Genomic DNA, 21,298 nt, shown 5'->3' on the forward strand with positions numbered 1-21,298 from the left:
ATGCTGTTATTAGGCGGTATTTTCTTTACGTGGAAATTAGGTTTTATCCAAATCAAATATTTCACACACATGTTTAGCATCATGCGTCATTCTACAACCTCTGATAAAGCTGGCATTTCATCTTTCCAAGCATTATGTACTTCTCTTTCTGCTCGCGTCGGTACAGGTAATTTAGCCGGTGTTGCGGTTGCAATTTCTCTGGGGGGTGCGGGTGCTATATTCTGGATGTGGGTTATTGCATTTTTAGGGATGGCTACAGGCTTTGCTGAGAGTGTGTTAGGGCAATTATACAAAGTCAAAGATGCCAACGGTGAATTCCGTGGCGGTCCAGCATACTATATCCAACAGGGACTTAAAAAACGTTGGTTAGCGGTACTCTTCTCTTTATGCTTATTTTTAGGATATGGATTCATTTTTTCAGCGGTTCAAGCTAACACGATCACTGATGCGCTCAATAATGCATACGGTGTCGATACGCTGTACTCCGGATTAGTTATCATCGCTTTAGCGGCATTAATCGTGGTAGGTGGCCTTCGTGCCATTGCCAATTTTGCTCAGTGGGTTGTGCCATTCATGGGGATAGCGTATGTCTCGGTAGCGGTCATTATTATGATCATTAACATTGATTTATTACCCGGTGTATTAGCCGATATCATACTACAAGCATTTGGCCTACAAGAAGCGGTAGCTGGTACTTTTGGTGCAGCCATTGCGAATGGCGTGCAACGTGGGCTTTACTCTAATGAAGCAGGCTCGGGAAGTGTACCTCATGCAGCAGCGTCTGCTACTCCCAACCCAAATCATCCAGCGTCGCAAGGGTATGTGCAAATGCTTGGCGTATTCGTGGATACTATGATTTTATGTACGGCGACTGCTTTTATTATTTTACTCGCGGGTGGAAGTGCTGGAGAACAAATGGAAGGGATCAGGTTGACCCAATCTGCAATGGAATTTCATTTAGGTGAGTATGGCAGTGATTTTGTTGCCGCCGCCATCGCACTATTTGCTTTTACTTCTGTAGTCGCTAATTATGCGTACGGAGAAAGTAATCTGCATATGTTTAAACTTGACAATAAGTTAGGTCGTGGATGTTACACAATCGGTTATTTATTAATGATTTTATGGGGCTCGATGGCCGCACTCCCTAAAGTGTGGGCTGCAGCTGATATGGCATTGGGTTTAATGACGGTTATAAATATCACAGCCATTGTGTTAATGACACCGACTATTGTCTCTATTACCAGAGACTATATCGGTAAACTAGAACGCAAAGAAACCATTGAATATAAAGATGGCGATTGTGAAATCCAAGGAAATACTGAAAAAGGGATTTGGAATAAATAATCCTTTTATTGTGTTGTTAACAGCTAGTCACGAAACACCATCATGACTAGTTGCACAACTAATAAAACGCCGACTAACGGCATAAACCAGCGACTCAGCTTACTGCTGCTCTCTTCCGATATCCACATTTTTGAATTTTCTAAGATTTTTACCAAGACAAACAGTGATACAAAAAGAATCGCTAAAATATAAATCATCGTCATACTATTATATCCCCATCGCTTTTTTCATCACTGTATGTTTGAGTTTACCGCCTTTATCAGCAGCAAATAGACCAACATTTCGTACCGCTTTGAGTAACGGATTATCATTAGAGAAAGTGACATAAAAAGCATCCATTGCACTCATCATCAGTAAATTAGCACGCTGGCGTGGTTTTTCGTATTCGTTTATCCAATCGCCATCTCGCATAATTACATCAAGTAAACATTTAACATCTTGAAAGCCTAAATTCACGCCCTGCCCAGCCAACGGATTAATTGCATGAGCAGCATCACCAATTAATGTGACTTTATGTTTAATATATCTAACGGCGTGCATTCTAGTAAGCGGAAATGAAGTCGCATTTAATACCGAAAATTCGCCGACTTCTTTTGGAAAATGCTGCACAATTTCATCATGCAATTCACTATGTGATAATGCGGTTAAATGCGCGATTCGTTCTGGCGTGTCATACCATACTAATGATGCATAATCCTCATGCATAGGAAGAAATGCGAGAGGTCCTGAGGGTGTAAACTGTTGCCATGTCATTTGTTGAGCAGTCTTAGCTGCAATGTTGGTTGCATAGTGGGTTTGGATCGTGATGCCGAGGGCTTGCTGGCCATATTGCCAACCTTGTGTCGCTATCTCTGCGGCCTTACGTATACCTGAATGCACACCATCTGCCGCAATAATATATTGGGCTTTTATTTGTACCCCATTATCACATACTACGACACCTGTTCGTGCATCACTCGTGACGGCTTTGGCATGAATAATTGAACAATTTTCATATCCCAATAATGTTTCAGATAACCCTAACTGAGTAATTCGGTTTTCAACGAATACACCTAAACGATCAGCACCAATGTCTTGCGCATGAAACTCGGTGCGAGCTAAAGGATGATCCCACACAGCCAAAGCTGTATATGGTCGTGTACGTTTTGATTCAATAGCGGACCAGGCTCCTAAATCGGTTAAAAACTCTACACTCGCTTGCGCAAGTGCAGACATTCGTGAATCTGGTACTTGAGACGATTCATATGGCGATGCTGGAAATGCTTCTAATAACACAACACGCTTATCCATACGAGCTAAGCCAAGTGCCATAGCGGTTCCAACCATACCGCCACCAACCACTACGTATTGTGTTTGAATGTGAGTCATGAAATTCCTTGGTAGTGCACAAAACTTATTACATGTGCAGATGATTAACCGTATTATGCTAGCAGAACCAATTACGTGCAACACTAGTCATTGGCTCAATATCAGGCTAAAATAGCACATAATAATTAATGACAGAAAGCCCATCCATGAGCCAAAAATTATATATCAAAACTTGGGGCTGCCAAATGAACGAGTATGACTCGGAAAAAATGGCAGATTTGTTAGATGCAACCCACGGTTACACGCTAGCCGAGGAGGCTGAAGATGCCGATGTGATTTTATTAAACACATGCTCTATTCGTGAAAAAGCCCAAGAAAAAGTGTTTCATCAATTAGGTCGCTGGAAGAACCTTAAAAATGATAAGCCGGATTTGATTATTGGCGTGGGTGGTTGTGTTGCATCTCAAGAAGGTGACCACATACGTCAACGTGCGCCTTATGTAGATATTATTTTTGGTCCACAAACATTACATCGTTTACCTGAAATGATTAAAGACATTAAAGGTGGTTCAAAAAGTGTTGTGGATGTTAGCTTCCCTGAGATTGAAAAATTCGACCGTTTACCTGAGCCGCGGGCTGAAGGACCGAGTGCTTTTGTCTCTATTATGGAAGGTTGTTCTAAGTATTGTACGTTCTGTGTTGTTCCATACACACGTGGTGAAGAAGTCTCTCGCCCAGTCGATGATGTATTATTGGAAGTCGCACAGTTAGCTGAACAAGGTGTCCGTGAAGTGAATTTGTTAGGGCAAAATGTGAATGCTTTCCGTGGTCCTCATTTTGACGGCAGTATTTGTCGCTTCGCAGAATTACTTGAATTAATTGCGTCAATTGATGGTATTGACCGAATTCGCTATACCACGTCGCATCCGGTTGAATTTACTGACGATATCATTGAAGCCTATGCGTCAATTCCCGAGTTAGTGGATCATTTACATCTTCCAGTACAAAGTGGTTCAGATCGAATTTTAAATTTGATGAAACGCGGTCATACTGCCATTGAATATAAATCCAAAATCCGAGCGTTGAAAAAAATTCGCCCTAATCTTTCCATGTCTTCAGATTTTATCATTGGATTTCCTGGTGAATCTGAACAGGATTTTGCTGACACAATGAAACTCATCAATGATATTGAATATGATTTAAGCTTTAGTTTTATCTATTCTGCCCGTCCTGGTACTCCTGCAGCAGACTTGCCTGATGATGTCAGCGAAGCAGAAAAGAAACAACGCTTATGGATTTTACAGGAACGGATTAATCAAAGTGCCCAACGTATTGCGCGCAATATGATGGATACGGAACAGCGAATTTTGGTTGAAGGGCCATCAAAGAAAAACCCAATGGAACTAACTGGTCGAACAGAAAACAATCGCGTGGTTAATTTTGAAGGCACTCCTGACATGATTGGTCAGTTTGTTGATGTCAAAGTCACTGATGTATACAGTAATTCCCTTCGTGGTAATGTAATTCGTCGTGAAGCCGATATGGGATTACGTATTGCTGTTTCACCCCAAAGTATTTTACAAAAACAAGCTAAAACATTAGGGGTGAACATTGTCACTCCTGCTTCTCAAGCTTAATTTTTAACAACCAATCGAGGCATTTTTGAGTAATTTAGACGTAAGTGAAATTGTATTAGCTCCTGAGGATAATAAGCGTTTGGCCAGTTTATGTGGGCCTTATGATAATAATATTAAACAACTTGAGCGCCGTTTAGGTGTTGAAATCACTTATCGTAATAATGTGTTTAAACTCATCGGCACTGCACATGTAATAAAAATTGCAAGTGAATTACTCACACAACTTTATGTTGAAACGGCCCCGGTTAAGGGTGAGATGAAAGAACTCGATCCAGAAGATATTCATCTTGCTATCCAATCTCAACGTGTACTCGAACAAAGCACTGAAGATGATAATCCTTATGGAAAGCAAGTTCATATAAAAACGAAGCGTGGTGTAGTTAAGCCACGTAACCCAAACCAAGCTGAATACGTTGCCAATATTATTAATCACGATATTACGTTTGGCATTGGGCCAGCAGGTACGGGGAAAACCTATTTAGCGGTTGCTTGTGCAGTAGATGCCTTGGAACGTCAGGATATTCGTCGAATTCTGCTTACTCGCCCAGCGGTAGAAGCCGGCGAAAAACTCGGCTTCCTACCGGGTGATTTGTCACAAAAAGTAGATCCCTATTTACGTCCATTGTATGACGCATTATTTGAAATGTTAGGGTTTGAAAAAGTTGAAAAACTTATCGAACGCAACGTGATAGAAATTGCCCCCTTAGCATATATGCGTGGTCGGACACTTAATGATGCGTTTATTATCTTAGATGAGAGCCAGAATACGACCGCAGAACAAATGAAAATGTTTCTCACCCGTATTGGTTTTAATTCTAAAGCTGTGATTACCGGCGACATTACCCAAATTGACTTACCCCGTGGTGTACGCTCAGGTTTAAGACACAGTATTGAAGTATTGCCTGAAGTAGATGAGATTTCATTTAATTTCTTTAACGCTCAAGATGTCGTTCGCCATCCTGTGGTTGCTCGTATTGTGCAAGCATACGAAAAACATGATGAGATGCAGTCAAAAATTCGCGCTGAAAAAAAAGCGGCTGAAGCCGCGGCCAAAGCAGAACGAGACGCTAGTGAGTAAATCAGATATCGATATTGATATACAATGGGCGATAAGTGAGCCATCTCAGTTATCTGAAACCCAAGCACAGCTGAGTGATGACATCATAATCAAAACGGTCACTTCCGTCTTAAATAATCATAATGATTCTGTCGGCGAATTAACCATCCGCTTTGTCGATAGTGTTGAATCACAATCGTTAAATCACACCTATCGCGATAAAGATAAGCCGACGAATGTATTGTCTTTTCCGGCTGAAATTCCTGATTTTATTGAATCAACCTTGCTTGGTGATTTAATCATTTGTGACGCTGTTGTAAAAACAGAAGCTAAAGAACAACAGAAATCACTTATACACCATTATCAGCATCTAATAGTGCATGGTACCTTGCATTTGTTAGGATTTGACCATATTGAAAATAATGAAGCTGTAGTCATGGAAAACCATGAGATTGCAGTATTAAACGAATTAGGGATTGACGATCCTTATCAAGTTGATTAATTTATACACTATATTACTTATTTCTTTTACATAACTGAGAACATTAACGCACCATGAGCGATGATAACCCCTACTCTACAAACGGTTCTGCTTCTAAAGGTTGGATCGAAAAACTGAAAGATACCTTTAGCCCAGAACCGACAAATCACGAAGAACTTGTTGACGTTATTACCGAAGCCGAACTCAATGACGTCATCAATCCACAAACACGCGAAATGATCGAAGGCGTCATCGAAGTCAATAAAATGAAAGTACGTGATATTATGATCCCACGTGCACAAATGATTACAATCGATATCAATGCCACTGCCGATACCCTTTTGCCTCAGGTCATTGAATCAGCTCACTCCCGTTTTCCTGTCATTTCAGAAGATAAAGACCACATCGAAGGCATATTATTAGCAAAAGATTTGTTGGCCTATGTGTTTGACCAAGAAAAAGACCTTATACTCAAAGAAATACTACGTGAAGCGGTCATTGTACCTGAATCAAAGCGCGTGGACGTATTGCTCAAAGATTTCCGTCAGCAACGTTACCACATGGCGATTGTTGTTGATGAATATGGTGGTGTATCAGGGCTAGTCACTATCGAGGATATACTTGAACTCATAGTCGGTGAAATAGAAGATGAACATGATGCTGATGAACAAGAAACCGATGGTATTCGTCCGCTGAACAAGCACACATACTCTGTCAAAGCCCTCACTCCTGTAAGTGAATTCAATAGCTTCTTTGAAAGTAACTTCAACGAAGAAGATGCCGATACCATTGCAGGGATTATACTCAAAGGCTTTGGTCATATGCCAGAAACGGGTGATAAAATCACTCTTAATAACATTGAATTTAAAATCACTAACTCTGATAAGCGTCGCATTCAACAGCTTAAAGTTACTTTACCAGAGGTCAATTCTTAAATATGGGTAGGATCAATAATCCTTGGTCTCAAGGTCTATTGTCCCTTAGCTTAGGGTTGTCACTTACCTTAAGCTTTGCCCCCTTTAATTATCCTATTACATTCCTTTCATTATGTGCATTTTTAGTACTACTTCTGCGCACATCTATGCCTTTGCGCATCAGTTTTTTGTTTGGCTTAGGATGGTTTGGCGCAGGAATTAGCTGGGTACATGTCAGTATCGCCCAATTTGGTGGGGTGCCACTAATTGTTTCTATACTGATGATGTTGGTATTGGTCAGTTATTTAGCATTATTTGTGATGGGTTTTGGCAAATTCGTTCATTGGATCCAATATCGCTTTGGTCTACTCGCTTTTATTGCAACCGCCCCAATCGCTTGGAGCGCTATGGAATACTTTCGCAGTGTTATATTGACTGGTTTTCCTTGGTTATCGTTAGGCTATTCTCAACTGCATACCCCTTTTGCATATCTGGCTCCTGTTATTGGTGAAACCGGACTGACCACAGTGATGCTAATGCTCAGTTCCTGTGTAGCTGTAATCATTCATTCACGCATCCAATCGATGCTTCATCAAACAGTGTCACAACCTTCCGTCACACGCTTTGCCTATGGTGGCATAGTCGCTATTCTTGTTTTGGGAAGTAGTGCCGTAATGTATTTTAAACCCATTGATACAGGTGCTCAGCCAAAGACCTTCAGTGTTGGTCTTGTTCAAGGCAATATAGAGCAGTCTATGCGATGGTTACCTGAATTAGACCGCCCTATCATGGATAAATATTTAAACATGTCCCAAGGGTTATGGCAAAACGATTTGGTGATTTGGCCCGAGGCTGCCATTCCAAAACTGGAATCCGAAGCACAATTATTTTTACATCAACTTGATCAACAAGCCTTTTATACAAATACCGGGTTAATCACCGGGATTGTTAATTATGATATGGGTAAAAATGAAATACTTAATCAGCTTATCAGCCTCGGTAAAAAAGATAATAACCTTAAACAACCACAATATTATTACAATCATAATAATCGCTTTGCCAAACATCATTTATTACCAATCGGTGAATTTATTCCATTTGAAAATTGGTTAAGAGGATTAGCACCAATATTTGATTTACCCATGTCCTCGTTTACTAGAGGACAATACGTACAAGATAATTTGGTTGCTAACAGTATTAATTTACTACCCGCAATCTGTTTTGAAATTGTGTTCCCTAGACAAATTCACGCTAACATTACCCCAGATACTCATGCCATTATTACGGTGTCAAATGATGCGTGGTTTGGTGACTCACATGGCCCTCATCAACATATGCAAATAGCTCAGATGCGAGCTTTAGAATTCGGTTTACCCGTTTTACGTGTGACCAATAATGGAATAACAGGTATCATCGATCACCGGGGTCGGATACAATCTCAATTACCTCAATTTGAATCAGGTATGTTAATCGATGAGGTTACAATCAACACCAATAACACCCTATACCGCCGCTTTGGTGATATCATAAATGTAATAATGTGTTTTATCTGGATGGCTTTATTTATAGGCTTTTCAATGGTTACGCGTAACAGTTAAGGCGTAATAAATCTATATTTTAATTGGAGAACACCTACAATGATGAGCAAAAATAATCGTGTCTTTCATTCGCTTGCAATAGCATTAACTATTTCTGCTTCGCTAGGAATTTCATCTCTTTCTCACGCAGCAACGACAGTCATAAAAGCAGATGCTTTGGTGGATGTGAACAACAGTAAAGTCTTAGACAGTCCATTAGTCATTATCGAAAATAATGTGATTCAATATGTGGGTACTCAAGGTTCAAAAGCAGTGCCAAACGATGCTACTGTATTAGATTTATCTGGACACACTTTACTTCCTGGGTTGATGGATATGCATGTGCATTTAACATCCGACTCGAATGTTCATGGCTATCGTAGATTAAAAATTTCAACGCCTCGCAGTGCAATCACTGGCGTTAAAAATGCCCGCTCAACATTAATGGCTGGCTTTACTACAGTGCGAAATGTGGGTGCACCTGGTTATGCTGATGTTGCTTTACGCGACGCCATTAATGATGGCGATGTATTAGGTCCTCGCATGTATGTATCTGGGCCCTCTATAGGCGTAACTGGCGGTCATTGTGATAATAACCTTCTCCCCTTTGAGTATGAGGCAAAATCTGAAGGCGTTGCCGATGGTCCTTGGGCTGTCCGTACTAAGGTCCGTCAGAATATCAAGTATGGTGCTGATGTTATTAAGTTCTGTGCGACTGGTGGTGTCTTATCTAAAGGGACTAAAGTTGGCGCACAGCAATTTTCATTTGAAGAGATGCAAGCGCTTATTACTGAGGCTCATTTGAGAGGTTTAACCGTTGCCGCTCACGCGCATGGTACAGATGGAATTAAGAATGCTATCCGAGCAGGTGTTGATTCTGTTGAGCATGCGAGTTTTTTAGACGAAGAAGCGATTGCATTAGCAAAGGAAATGGGCACGTACTTATCAATGGATATTTATGTCACTGAATATATTCTGGGTGAAGGTGAAAAAGCGGGTATATTAGAGGAATCATTAGCTAAAGAACGCACTGTAGGTAAGCGTCAAAGAACCAGTTTTACTACTGCTTATGAAGCTGGCGTGAAAATGATATTCGGTTCTGATGCAGGTGTTTACCCTCATGGTGACAATGCACGACAACTTACTCGCATGGTTCGCTTTGGGATGTCCCCGATGGAAGCTATCCAAGCAGCTACGATGCATCCAGCTAACTTATTAGGCAAAAGCGCATTACTCGGAAGCATCGATGAGGGTAAAATGGCAGATATCATTGCAGTTAAGGGTGATGTTATGAACGATTTGTCCTTATTAGAAAATATCCAAGTGGTGATTAAAGATGGGGTTGTGGTAAAACACGACAGATAATAGCGCATTATCGCATCACTCAGCTTAAAGTGGTCGGGCTTGATATTCTTAGCCTGACTTGAAACAATAAAAACATTCACCAAAAAGAATAATTTAAACAATATGTTATCTCTCAATAGACTAACTTTCGATAATCTTAAAGGCGACGCTTTAGGTGGTTTAACCGCTGCTATTGTCTCATTACCGCTTGCTTTAACCTTCGGTGTTGCTTCGGGTGCAGGGGCTGAAGCCGGCCTTTATGGTGCGATTATTATCGGTTTATTTGCGTCATTATTTGGTGGCACATCTACACTTATTTCTGAGCCTACCGGCCCTATGACTGTTGTCATGACAGCCGTTGTTATGTCGTTAGTCGCCGCGAACCCAGAAAATGGTATGGCAATGGCATTTACTGTGGTGATGCTTGCTGGTTTATTTCAAATCATATTTGGCTTTTTAAAATTAGGTAAATATATCACTCTTATGCCCTACTCGGTTGTATCAGGGTTTATGTCAGGGATCGGTTTAATCTTGATCATCTTGCAACTCGCCCCTGCATTAGGGCAAAGTGCACCCAGTGGTGGCGTAATAGGGACACTCGTTTCCTTACCGGATTTATTAAGTAATATCGTTACATTAGAGCTTTTACTATTTTGTCTGACGTTATGTATTTTATTTTTTACTCCTGCAAAAATAAAAAAGAATATCCCCCCCCAATTAATAGCACTGGTTGTTATCAGTCTCGTTTCAGTTATTACTATTGGTACTAACCCTATTCAACGTATCGGTGAAATTGATATTACCCTACCGAATATGATTATGCCTTCATTCACTCAAGACCAAGTAAGAATTATGTTACTTGATGCAATTGTGCTTGGCATGTTGGGCTGTATAGATTCGATGTTAACCTCTGTGATCGCAGATAATTTGACCCGTACCGAACACAAGTCAAATAAAGAACTTATTGGGCAAGGCTTAGGTAATATCATGTCAGGATTATTTGGCGGCTTACCTGGTGCGGGTGCGACTATGGGCACCGTTGTTAATATTCAATCAGGGGGACGAACAGCATTATCCGGTGTTATACGTGTATTAGTACTGGTTATTGCAGTATTTGGTGCTGCATCGTTGATTGAAATGATCCCACTAGCAGTATTAGCAGGTATTGCAGTAAAAGTAGGTGTAGACATCCTCGATTGGAGCTTCATAAAGCGCGCTCACAGGGTCTCTCGTCATTCAACTGTCATTATGTATGCAGTTTTACTACTAACTGTATTTGTCGACCTTATAGTAGCTGTGGGTATAGGTGTATTTATTGCTAATGTCATTACGATAGAAAAGCTCTCTGCCAGCCAATCTAAAAATATTAAAGCGATGTCGGATGTAGATGATCGTAACCCACTAGAACCGGAACAACGTCGCTTATTAAATCAAGCTCAAGGTAAGGTGTTATTCTTCTACTTGTCTGGCGCAATGATTTTTGGTGTATCAAAAGCATTAGCACGTGAACGTAAAAATATCGAAAACCACGATGTAATCATTATCGATTTAAGTGATGTTTCAATATTAGATGACACCATCACTTTATCCTTAGAAAACGTCATTGAAGAAGCGTTAGATAAAAATAAAACGGTTTATGTGGTCGTTAATACTGCTAAAGCAAAAGAAAAATTACAGAATCTGGGTTTACATACACGCTTACGAGATGAAGATTTCACCCAATCACGCACAGCAGCACTTGAAATGGCATTGGACCGCGTGTCTAAATAATATATCCGTTGAATATATGTAAATGCTTGTATCACCAAAATCCTTTGTGATTGAGACTCATATAGATAGTTGTTCACTTAAAAGCAAAAAAGGTGTAAACATATAGTATGTTTACACCTTTTCCGTATCAGTAAAGTTAGTCACTAGACATTATTTGCACAAAGCAAATACCTTCACTATTTAAATGTACTGTACTTCGATTACTTCAAATTCAACTACACCTTTAGGTGTTTGAATATTCGCTACATCATCAACCATTTTACCGATTAATCCACGGGCAATGGGAGAATTAACAGAAATCAGATTATTTTTAATATCCGCTTCATCATCGCCAACAATTTTATAGGTAATTTCATCATCAGTTTCACAATTGATCAATGTGACTGTCGTACCAAAAATGATTTTCCCAGTATTTTCCATCTTAGTCACATCAATGATTTGAGCGTTAGATAATTTACCTTCAATGTCTTGGATACGCCCTTCACAAAAACTTTGCTGTTCACGCGCAGCATGATATTCAGCATTTTCTTTTAAATCACCGTGCTCACGTGCCTCAGCAATAGCAGTAATGATTTCTGGACGTTTCACAGATTTTAACTCTTGTAACTCAGCACGTAACATTTCTGCTCCATGAGCAGTCATAGGATATTGAGTCATCGCTCTCGCTCCATTAATATATTTATTTTGATATCCGATAAAAAATGCGCCATTGAGGCGCACTTTTAAACGTTCTAAATTTTTGCATATGATAATCGTTTATATGCTTAAAGTCACCTGATGTTGATGACTTATCGATTACTTAATACGTTGGTGAAGCTCTTGAACTGATGTTACACGAGCTCTATCATCCGCTTCTTTTGCTTGGATTGTGGCAAAAGCTGCATTTAAGGTCGTCGTGTAAGTCGCTTTATTCAATAATGCTTCTTTACGAATATAAACCGAATCTGTAATGGCTTGACGGCCTTCAGTCGTATTGACTATATATACATATTCGCCATTTTTAATCGCATCAACAATATTAGGACGACCTTCAGATACTTTGTTTACTACGTCAACATCCTGGATGCCAGCTTCTAGTAACGCTGAAGCAGTACCGCGAGTCGCTTCCAGTTTAAAGCCTTTTTCTTGCATCAATTTAGCAAGTTCAACCAAGCGAACTTTATCATTATTACGAACAGATAATAATGCTTTACCTGAACTTGGTAATGGCTCAGATGCGCCTAAATTTGCTTTAGCGTAGGCTTCTTCAAATGTATCGCCAACACCCATTACTTCACCAGTGGAGCGCATTTCCGGACCTAATAAAGGATCAACACCTTGGAATTTGGCGAAAGGCAGAACAACTTCTTTAACAGAGTAAAACGGTGGAATAATTTCATCCACAACACCTTGCTCCGCTAAAGATTGACCCGCCATTGCTCGTGCTGCAATTTTCGCACAAGCTCGACCGGTGGCTTTAGATACAAATGGAATAGTTCGGGCTGCACGTGGATTAACTTCAATCAAATACACTTCGCCGTCTTTCACAGCAAATTGCGTATTCATCAAACCCACAACACCTAATTCTAAGGCCATGGCTTTGACTTGGGCACGCATCACATTTTGGATCTCTTCACTGAGTGAATGTGGTGGCAATGAACAGGCTGAATCACCAGAGTGAACCCCTGCTTGTTCGATGTGCTCCATGATCCCACCAATGACAACTTTTTCACCATCACAAATCGCATCAATATCGACTTCAATCGCATCATCCAAGAAACGATCTAGTAATACTGGTGAGTCATTAGAGACTTTTACCGCTTCGTTTAAGTAACGTTTCAAGTCTTTCAGGTCATAAACGATTTCCATCGCTCGACCACCTAATACATAAGAAGGACGCACGACGAGCGGGAATCCGATTTTAACGGCTTCTTCTAATGCTTGTTCCATATTAGAAACAGTTGCATTAGCAGGCTGTTTTAAATCTAGTTTATGGACCATGTGCTGGAAACGTTCTCGATCTTCAGCCCGATCAATTGCATCTGGTGAAGTACCAATAATTGGGACACCGTTAGCTTCTAATGCTCGAGCTAACTTAAGTGGGGTTTGACCACCATATTGGACAATGACACCTTTAGGCTGTTCAACGCGAACGATTTCTAATACGTCTTCGAGTGTTACTGGCTCAAAATATAAGCGATCTGACGTATCATAATCTGTTGAGACAGTTTCAGGGTTACAATTTACCATGATTGTTTCGTAACCGTCATCACGCATAGCTAATGCAGCATGCACACAACAGTAATCAAATTCAATACCTTGACCGATGCGGTTTGGCCCGCCTCCAAGCACCATGATTTTATCTTTATCTGATGGTTGCGCCTCACATTCTTCATCATACGTCGAATACATATATGCAGTCGATGTAGAGAATTCCGCTGCACACGTATCTACACGTTTATAAACAGGTTTTATATTCATTTTTAGACGAGTATCACGCACATCATCTTCTGAAACTTTCGTTAGATCAGCTAAACGAGCATCTGAGAATCCTTTACGTTTCAAATTACGCATTAAGGTTTCATCGATCGCACCTAGACCAATACGTTCAATCAATTGTTCTAATTGTATAATTTCTTCTAACTGTACTAAGTACCAACGATCAATATTCGTCAGGTCAAATATTTCATCAACACTCCAGCCCATTCTAAAGGCATCACCGATATACCATATGCGTTCAGCACCCGGCTCTCGTAATTGATAAATCAAAATATTTTTAGCTTCTGGATCATCTAAATCTAGAATTGGGTCTAAACCATTCACACCGACTTCAAGGCCACGTAACGCTTTTTGGAGTGACTCTTGTTGGTTACGGCCGATTGCCATGACTTCACCAACAGACTTCATTTGAGTCGTTAAGCGGTCGTTAGCACCAGCAAATTTTTCAAAATTGAAACGAGGTATTTTAGTCACAACGTAATCAATGGCAGGTTCAAAAGATGCAGGAGTCAGACCACCAGTGATGTCATTTGCAAGCTCATCCAAGGTATAACCAATTGCTAATTTCGCGGCCACTTTAGCTATCGGGAAACCCGTTGCTTTTGAAGCTAACGCAGAAGAACGCGATACGCGTGGGTTCATTTCAATGATGACCATACGACCTGTATTTGGACAAATACCAAACTGGACGTTAGAACCACCCGTTTCAACACCGATTTCACGTAATACTGCCATTGCTGCATTACGCATTATCTGGAATTCTTTATCTGTTAAGGTTTGTGCAGGAGCAACCGTAATCGAGTCACCGGTATGCACCCCCATTGGATCGAAATTTTCAATCGTACAAACAATAATGCAGTTATCTGCTTTATCACGTACCACTTCCATTTCGTATTCTTTCCAACCAATCAAGGACTCATCAATCAAGAGTTCTGAAGTGGGAGATAAATCTAAACCACGAGTACAAATTTCATTAAACTCATCAATATTATAAGCAATACCACCGCCAGATCCTCCCATCGTGAATGATGGGCGTATAATGCATGGAAAACCGATTCGTTTAGACACTTCATGAGCTTCTTCAAGTGAATGGGCTATTTCCGCTCGAGGACACTCAAGTCCAATTGATTTCATTGCCTTATCAAAACGTTCACGATCTTCCGCTTTATCAATTGCATCAGCTGTCGCGCCAATTAATTCGCAATTATATTTCTCTAAGACACCAAATTTATTTAAATCAAGTGCACAGTTAAGCGCTGTCTGACCACCCATCGTCGGTAGAATGACGTCTGGACGTTCTTTTTCTATAATTTTTTCAACGACTTCCCAGTGAATCGGCTCAATGTAAGTTGCATCGGCCATTTCTGGATCAGTCATAATCGTCGCTGGATTCGAGTTAACTAAAATTACTCGATAGCCTTCTTCACGAAGGGCTTTACAGGCTTGGGCTCCTGAATAGTCAAACTCACACGCTTGACCTATTACAATAGGGCCTGCCCCGATAATGAGAATACTTTTTATGTCAGTACGCTTTGGCATTGTTCTTCCTATTGCTTATGTTGCTTGATTAACTCGATAAAGTGGTCAAATAACCCGGCTGCATCTTGAGGACCTGGACTCGCCTCTGGATGGCCTTGGAAACTAAACGCTGGCTTATCGGTTAAATGAATACCTTGAAGTGACTGGTCAAATAGCGACACATGAGTCACTTCAATATTTTCTGGTAAGCTATCTTGATTTACCGCAAAACCATGATTTTGTGAAGTAATCATAACCACGTTATTTTTCAAATCTTTTACTGGATGGTTCGCACCGTGATGACCAAACTTCATTTTTTCAGTTTGCGCGCCACTGGCTAATGCTAGTAATTGGTGACCAAGGCAAATACCAAACATAGGGATAGATTGTTTAAGCAATGTTTGAATCGCTGAAATCGCATATGTACAAGGTTCAGGATCACCAGGACCATTTGATAAAAATACGCCATCAGGACTTAATGCTAAAACATCTTCAGCTGTTGTTTGCGCTGGCACAACTGTTAAACGACAACCACGCTCTACCAACATACGTAAGATATTGTGTTTAGCGCCGAAATCATAGGCAACGACATGAAATGGTAAGTTTTGTTGATCATTATGATATCCATCACCTAACACCCATGTGCTGTCATTCCACTCATGCACTTCTTTACAAGTCACTTCTTTCGCTAAGTCGAGACCTTTCAATCCACCGAAAGCTTTTGCTTGTTCTAACGCTTGCGCTTCAGTTAGGGCTTCTCCAGCAACGATACAACCGTTCTGAGCACCCTTTTCACGTAATACTCGCGTTAATCGTCGGGTATCAATATCAGCAATACCTAAAATATTATTCGCTTTTAAATAATCAGAAAGTGAAGATTCGTTTCTAAAATTACTCGCAATTAGCGGTAAATCACGAATGACTAGGCCTTTGGCGAAGATTTGATTGGCTTCAACATCTTCAGCATTAGTGCCGGTGTTGCCAATATGAGGATAAGTAAGGGTAATAATTTGTTCAGCGTAAGATGGATCGGTCAGAATTTCTTGATAACCTGTCATCGAAGTATTAAAAACTACTTCACCAACAGCGAAACCTTCAGCACCAAATGCGGTACCTTTAAATACAGAACCATCTTCTAACACCAATAGGGCAGAATGAGCCAAGTCAACCTCCAGGTAGGAAAACTAGATGTAATATTAAATTACATATACAAAAAACGGGATGCCTATACACTGCGTGTACATCCCGTCTACAGTTCTTTGCACTGAAAGCTTTTTCCTGTCCATGAATAAGCATTACTTACATCAGGCAAATTAAAAGAATTATATAGGTAATATGAATATTCGTCCACCAGATTAGTGAAAATTATGGAAAATAGCCTTTATTCACAAATTTACTAACAAAACCTATAAAAACAGCACTTTATACTAACAAAAGTAATCAATATAGATTACTTTATGTGTTCATTTTACTGCTATTAATAATCCAGTGATACCAACAGATATCATTATTGTGCTTTTATAAATCATTCAATGAAAGGACATCCATCATTGAATATAATCCATTAGGCTTATTGGCAAGCCACTTAGCGGCTCGTACTGCACCTTTTGCGAACGTCATGCGACTTGAAGCTTTATGTGTTAATTCAATACGCTCACCTAATTCTGCAAATAAAACGGTATGATCACCCACTACATCACCCCCTCTTACCGTGGCAAAACCGATTTGTTGCTGTGGTCTCTCACCAGTGTGCCCTTCTCTACCATAAACAGCATCGGTACTTAAATCACGCCCTAATGTGTCTGCAATCCCATGGCCTAATGCAAGCGCAGTACCAGAAGGTGCGTCAATTTTGTGACGATGATGTGTTTCAATGATCTCAATATCAGCAGTATCTCCCATGATTTTTGCAGTTTGCTGAGATAATTTAATAAGCAAATTCACACCCACACTATAATTAGCTGCAAATACAATTGGGATCTGTGTTGCGGCGTTATCTAAGAGTGCTAATTGAGCGTCATTTAACCCAGTAGTACCAATCACAATACCCGTCTGACTAGCAATCGCTAATTCCAAATTTGCAGCCAACGCATCCGGTAATGTGAAGTCTATCAGCACATCACATTCAGGATAAACAATAGAAGATTGTGTTTGCAGAGGGATACCAATATTACCAATTCCTGCAAGCTCGCCGGCATCGGCATTTAAAAAATGCGATTCAGCGCGGACAGCTGCGCTATGTAATCGCGTTTGTGTGTCTTGGGTAACAGCATCTATGAGATTACGACCCATTCTGCCACTTGCACCTAATATCCCGATCTGTAACATTTTTTACCTACTAAACATAAATTTACAATTTAATTGAACTTGTGCTGCTCAAACATTTTTGATTTATGTCATAGTAGCATTATCAGTACGTTAGGTCAGTTCAAAAACGCAAAAACCACGTTTATAGTAATTGAACAAATAAAAGATAGGATATTTTATGAGTACCGTTTTCACCAACTCTATTTTAAATGTTGATCATTCTAAGATTGAATCTCCCACCAAAACACACTTGGCTGATTGTTATGCAATGGTCACTACTGCAGTGAGTATTACTTTTTGGGCGGTATTATTGATGTTAGCGCTATGTGCATTGATGCAACCATTTTGGCCTGTGCCACAAAGTGGTCGAGACATCACCATTAATATTATTATGGGAGCCAGTATCATAATAGGATTGCTAATTCTATTTAAATACTTTGAAGAAAAAGCAAAAGGCTATTGTGTCAGAGAGCAAGATATCACCTTATTCAAAGGGCTTATTTTTAAAAACATTATCACTCAGCCTATTTGCCGTATTCAACATATTGAAGTAAAACGTGGACCTATAGATAGAAAAGTAGGATTGGCTAAGCTTCACGTTTATAGCGCAGGTGACATATCACAAACCTTTGAAATTCCAGGTTTAGCATTAGAAACAGCCAACAGTATTCGTAATCAGATCCTTGCCCATAAGGAAATGCAGCACCATGGATAACTCATCCGTTCCTCAACAAACAATAGACACCATCACTGAAAATAACAACAGGTGGCATCGCGTCTCACCACTGGCTATTCTTTATTATATTGAAAAACTATTCGTTATTTTATTAAACAATATCTTTTACATGTTACCTGCCTTGTTTGTTTTGTGGGATAAAATCCAAGCAAACCCTTGGATAGCAGCTTCTATTATTGGTGTGTTACTCAGTATAATCACGTTTTTCTCAATCTGGTCGTTTGTGGTATTTCGTTATCGACTCTCAGAAGGCACAGTGGAAGTTAAAAGTGGTATTTTTTCTAAGAAACACGTCAACCTCCCGTTTAATCGGATCCAGAATGTCAAAATCGAACAACCGTTTTATTATCGAATTTTTAACTTTTCTAGTATGGCATTTGATTCTGGTGGCTCACTTAACCAAGAAGCTCGCCTAATAGCGTTGCCTTTGAGTTTCGCGAAAACCTTACAAATAGAAATAAATGAATATAAATCAAACAGCACGAATACGGTTTCATCATTTGATGTTAACAATGAATACCAATTAGACTCAGACAATTCCACAGCAGCATCAGATGAAGTGGTTGAAAACACCCGTAGTATTGGTGATTTAATCCTACATGGGATCACATCCAATCGTCTTTATATATTGTTAGCTGCTCTTGCCCCATTTGTGGACGATATTTTTTCATTTGCAGGAGAAAAATTAGAGGGAATGGGTATCGATATTCAAGCTCACTTGGATAATGACCCCGCTTGGCAAATTGGTGTATGGGCGATTTCTTTATTATTATTAGTCATTGGCTTAATGACCCTATTATCGATAATCGGTGCCATCATTATGTTTTACGGCTACACATTATCCCGTACCCATGATAAGTACATCCGTAGAAGTGGGTTGATTACAAAGCATGAGGTCAGTGTCCCATTATCTCGCATCCAAATTGCATTAATGAAACAAGACCTGTTAGATATTGTATTTGGTCGTATTAACCTGAGACTAGACCAACTTAATGCGCAAATTTCGAGTGTGAATGCTGGTGGCAATGATACTTCAAAGTTATTAGTTCCTTCGGTTTTTGCCTATGAATGTCGAGATATTATTGAGCATGTATTTCCTAGTCATAATTTACATAACACGGATTTCATGGCGATATCAAAGCGCTTTATTATTCGTTATGTAAGCTTTATTGTGATCCCAATCACTGGTGTACTGAGCTATTCAAGTTATTATAATGAGGGTTTATCACCCATGGTGCCTATTGCCGTATTCTTTGTGTTAGCAGTATTAGTATATGGCCGCTGGCTGCGCTGGGGTTATCAAATTAATGAGACGTACTTGTATATTCAAAAAGGGTTATTAGGACGTGATAAGTATTGTTTACCTATTACTAAAATTCAAAAAATCACCTTTTCCCAAAGTTATTTCATGGAACAAAATAAATTAGCTTCGCTTAAAATTTACTTAGCATCGGGCAGTTATCATATTCCTATGATTGATCAAGATCATGCTAAGACAATCTATGACTATGTATTATATAAAGTAGAGTCTGAAGCAAAAGCATGGATGTAATTTAAGAGGATAAACAATATGCAAACATGGGATCCTTACACTCGAATTTGGCACTGGTTATTGATGCTTGGTATTATATTCCAATACATCTCAGGTGAAATATTAGACGACCAGATACAAAACCATGCTATTGTGGGCTATGGATTGCTTGGAATGATGACATTTAGAGTGTTGTGGGGAGTAATTGGGCCAGAAACGATTCGGTTTGCAACCTTTATCCCTACCCCAACCCACCTTTTGACATACATAACCGGTAAACAATCTACACCTTATGCCACGCATAACCCATTAGGGGCTCTAGCAGTGCTTGGTTTTATCGTGATTATATTTATCCAATCATTATCAGGTTTGTTTATGACGGATGATATATTTTTCACCGGTCCATTGCATTCATGGCTTACTGGAGACATAACCGATATCATTACACGCATGCATGATTGGGCATTTAACTTATTATTACTGTTTGTTGTTATTCATATCGCAGCGGTTTTATACCACCGCTTTACTACTGAACCTTACATCATAAAAGCAATGCTGACTGGTCACAAACCCATTGCCCATAATTATCAAACCTTAACAACATTGCAGCTACACCTTCGTGCCTGGTTATGTATATTGATAAGTACCATTAAAATAGTGGTATTAATCAACTATGTACCCGAATGGCTAGGTATTGAAGACGAACTTTGGTACTGATATTCACCTGATATCCTAATATAAAAAAACGCTGTTGATAAAGTGTCTAAATTGTTAAGACATTTCATCAACAGCGCTGATTTTTAGAGTACCATCTCGATCGAAAGTTTAATCCTTCTTATAGTCATCATGGCATGCTTTACAAGTAGCACCTACCGCACCAATGCCTTTTCGATAATTAGCAGTATCTTTGTTAGCAACAATCACTTGAAGCGCTGTAGAAGCCTTTACAAGATTTGCTGCTTTATTATTAAAGTCAGCTTGATTCTCCCAAATAGCATCAGACGATTTGTTTGATACTTTGTTGTTTCGGGTATCCGCCACAAAATAATCTGAAATCATTAAACCTAGTTGCTCTAGGCGTAATGCATTTTTAGCAATAACAGCTTCGTCTATAGGCGCTTTACCTTTAGCCATCGCTCCTAATGGACCAATATTACTTTTCACCAATTCAAACAACGATTGGCGATATTCCACCGCACTTTTTGCTTGTTTTTCTGTTAACTCTGCTCCAACAACTGGCAATGTTAGTGCCACGCCTGCTGTCATAAGCAATACTTTTCGTACAAAAGACATATA

Annotated in this window: 18 protein-coding genes; 11 read left to right on the forward strand and 7 right to left on the reverse strand. The window is 39.7% G+C overall.

Annotation, left to right across the window (positions count from 1 at the left end):
* Window positions 1–1,344: sodium:alanine symporter family protein (locus G2999_RS01130; protein ID WP_010177884.1), on the forward strand; the 1,344-nt coding region annotated here is incomplete at its 5' end.
* A 23-nt stretch (window positions 1,345–1,367) separates the two neighbouring features.
* Here G2999_RS01130 and G2999_RS01135 read toward each other — a convergent pair.
* A complete protein-coding gene (locus tag G2999_RS01135; RefSeq protein WP_010177885.1) occupies window positions 1,368–1,547 on the reverse strand; it encodes a hypothetical protein in 180 nt (59 codons plus the stop codon).
* 4 nt (window positions 1,548–1,551) lie between these two features.
* A complete protein-coding gene (locus tag G2999_RS01140; RefSeq protein ID WP_010177887.1) occupies window positions 1,552–2,712 on the reverse strand; it encodes an FAD-dependent monooxygenase in 1,161 nt (386 codons plus the stop codon).
* 146 nt (window positions 2,713–2,858) lie between these two features.
* On the opposite strand from G2999_RS01140, the gene miaB reads away from it, so the two are divergent.
* The 7 genes from miaB (at window position 2,859) to G2999_RS01175 (ending at window position 11,432) form a co-directional block, all read left to right on the forward strand.
* Window positions 2,859–4,289, forward strand: coding sequence for a tRNA (N6-isopentenyl adenosine(37)-C2)-methylthiotransferase MiaB (gene miaB / locus G2999_RS01145; protein WP_010177889.1), 1,431 nt, complete (start codon window positions 2,859–2,861; stop codon window positions 4,287–4,289).
* A 25-nt stretch (window positions 4,290–4,314) separates the two neighbouring features.
* Entirely contained in the window at window positions 4,315–5,367 is a 1,053-nt protein-coding gene (locus G2999_RS01150; protein WP_010177891.1) for a PhoH family protein, read from the forward strand.
* Window positions 5,360–5,848, forward strand: coding sequence for an rRNA maturation RNase YbeY (ybeY, locus tag G2999_RS01155; RefSeq protein WP_010177893.1), 489 nt, complete (start codon window positions 5,360–5,362; stop codon window positions 5,846–5,848). Before G2999_RS01150 ends, ybeY begins: the two co-directional genes overlap by 8 nt.
* A gap of 53 nt (window positions 5,849–5,901) precedes the next feature.
* Entirely contained in the window at window positions 5,902–6,762 is an 861-nt protein-coding gene (locus G2999_RS01160) for an HlyC/CorC family transporter (RefSeq protein ID WP_010177895.1), read from the forward strand.
* A 2-nt stretch (window positions 6,763–6,764) separates the two neighbouring features.
* On the forward strand, window positions 6,765–8,339 hold the full coding sequence (gene lnt, locus G2999_RS01165; protein WP_010177896.1) for an apolipoprotein N-acyltransferase: 1,575 nt from the start codon (window positions 6,765–6,767) through the stop codon (window positions 8,337–8,339).
* Between the two features lie 39 nt (window positions 8,340–8,378).
* Complete coding sequence (locus G2999_RS01170; protein WP_010177897.1) at window positions 8,379–9,683, forward strand: amidohydrolase family protein; 1,305 nt, start codon at window positions 8,379–8,381, stop codon at window positions 9,681–9,683.
* A gap of 102 nt (window positions 9,684–9,785) precedes the next feature.
* Window positions 9,786–11,432, forward strand: a complete 1,647-nt coding sequence (locus tag G2999_RS01175; RefSeq protein WP_010177898.1) for a SulP family inorganic anion transporter — start codon at window positions 9,786–9,788, stop codon at window positions 11,430–11,432.
* Window positions 11,433–11,612: 180 nt separating this feature from the next.
* On the opposite strand, the gene greA is transcribed toward G2999_RS01175, so the two are convergent.
* The 4 genes from greA to dapB all read right to left on the reverse strand — a co-directional run bounded on the left by greA (window position 11,613) and on the right by dapB (window position 17,756).
* Window positions 11,613–12,089, reverse strand: a complete 477-nt coding sequence (gene greA / locus G2999_RS01180) for a transcription elongation factor GreA (protein ID WP_010177899.1) — start codon at window positions 12,087–12,089, stop codon at window positions 11,613–11,615.
* A 138-nt stretch (window positions 12,090–12,227) separates the two neighbouring features.
* Entirely contained in the window at window positions 12,228–15,449 is a 3,222-nt protein-coding gene (gene carB / locus G2999_RS01185) for a carbamoyl-phosphate synthase large subunit (protein ID WP_010177900.1), read from the reverse strand.
* 8 nt (window positions 15,450–15,457) lie between these two features.
* Window positions 15,458–16,591, reverse strand: coding sequence for a glutamine-hydrolyzing carbamoyl-phosphate synthase small subunit (carA, locus tag G2999_RS01190; protein ID WP_010177901.1), 1,134 nt, complete (start codon window positions 16,589–16,591; stop codon window positions 15,458–15,460).
* Window positions 16,592–16,946: 355 nt separating this feature from the next.
* Window positions 16,947–17,756, reverse strand: coding sequence for a 4-hydroxy-tetrahydrodipicolinate reductase (dapB, locus tag G2999_RS01195; protein WP_010177902.1), 810 nt, complete (start codon window positions 17,754–17,756; stop codon window positions 16,947–16,949).
* 157 nt (window positions 17,757–17,913) lie between these two features.
* On the opposite strand from dapB, the gene G2999_RS12525 reads away from it, so the two are divergent.
* From G2999_RS12525 to G2999_RS11530, 3 genes are read left to right on the forward strand one after another with little or no spacing between them, the layout of a single operon-like run.
* Entirely contained in the window at window positions 17,914–18,450 is a 537-nt protein-coding gene (locus G2999_RS12525) for a PH domain-containing protein (RefSeq protein ID WP_010177903.1), read from the forward strand.
* Window positions 18,443–20,023: a PH domain-containing protein gene (locus tag G2999_RS01205; RefSeq protein WP_010177904.1), complete on the forward strand. Its 1,581-nt coding sequence runs from the start codon at window positions 18,443–18,445 to the stop codon at window positions 20,021–20,023. Before G2999_RS12525 ends, G2999_RS01205 begins: the two co-directional genes overlap by 8 nt.
* Before the next feature lie 18 nt (window positions 20,024–20,041).
* Window positions 20,042–20,719, forward strand: coding sequence for a cytochrome b/b6 domain-containing protein (locus G2999_RS11530; RefSeq protein ID WP_010177905.1), 678 nt, complete (start codon window positions 20,042–20,044; stop codon window positions 20,717–20,719).
* 108 nt (window positions 20,720–20,827) lie between these two features.
* Here the strand turns inward: G2999_RS11530 and G2999_RS01215 are convergent, their stop codons facing one another.
* The gene (locus G2999_RS01215) at window positions 20,828–21,295 is read right to left on the reverse strand and encodes a cytochrome c (protein ID WP_010177906.1); all 468 of its coding nucleotides are present in this window, start codon (window positions 21,293–21,295) and stop codon (window positions 20,828–20,830) included.
* Between the last annotated feature and the right edge of the window lie 3 nt (window positions 21,296–21,298).

The sequence above is a fragment of the Glaciecola sp. HTCC2999 genome (assembly GCF_000155775.1).
Classification (GTDB): domain Bacteria; phylum Pseudomonadota; class Gammaproteobacteria; order Enterobacterales; family Alteromonadaceae; genus Opacimonas.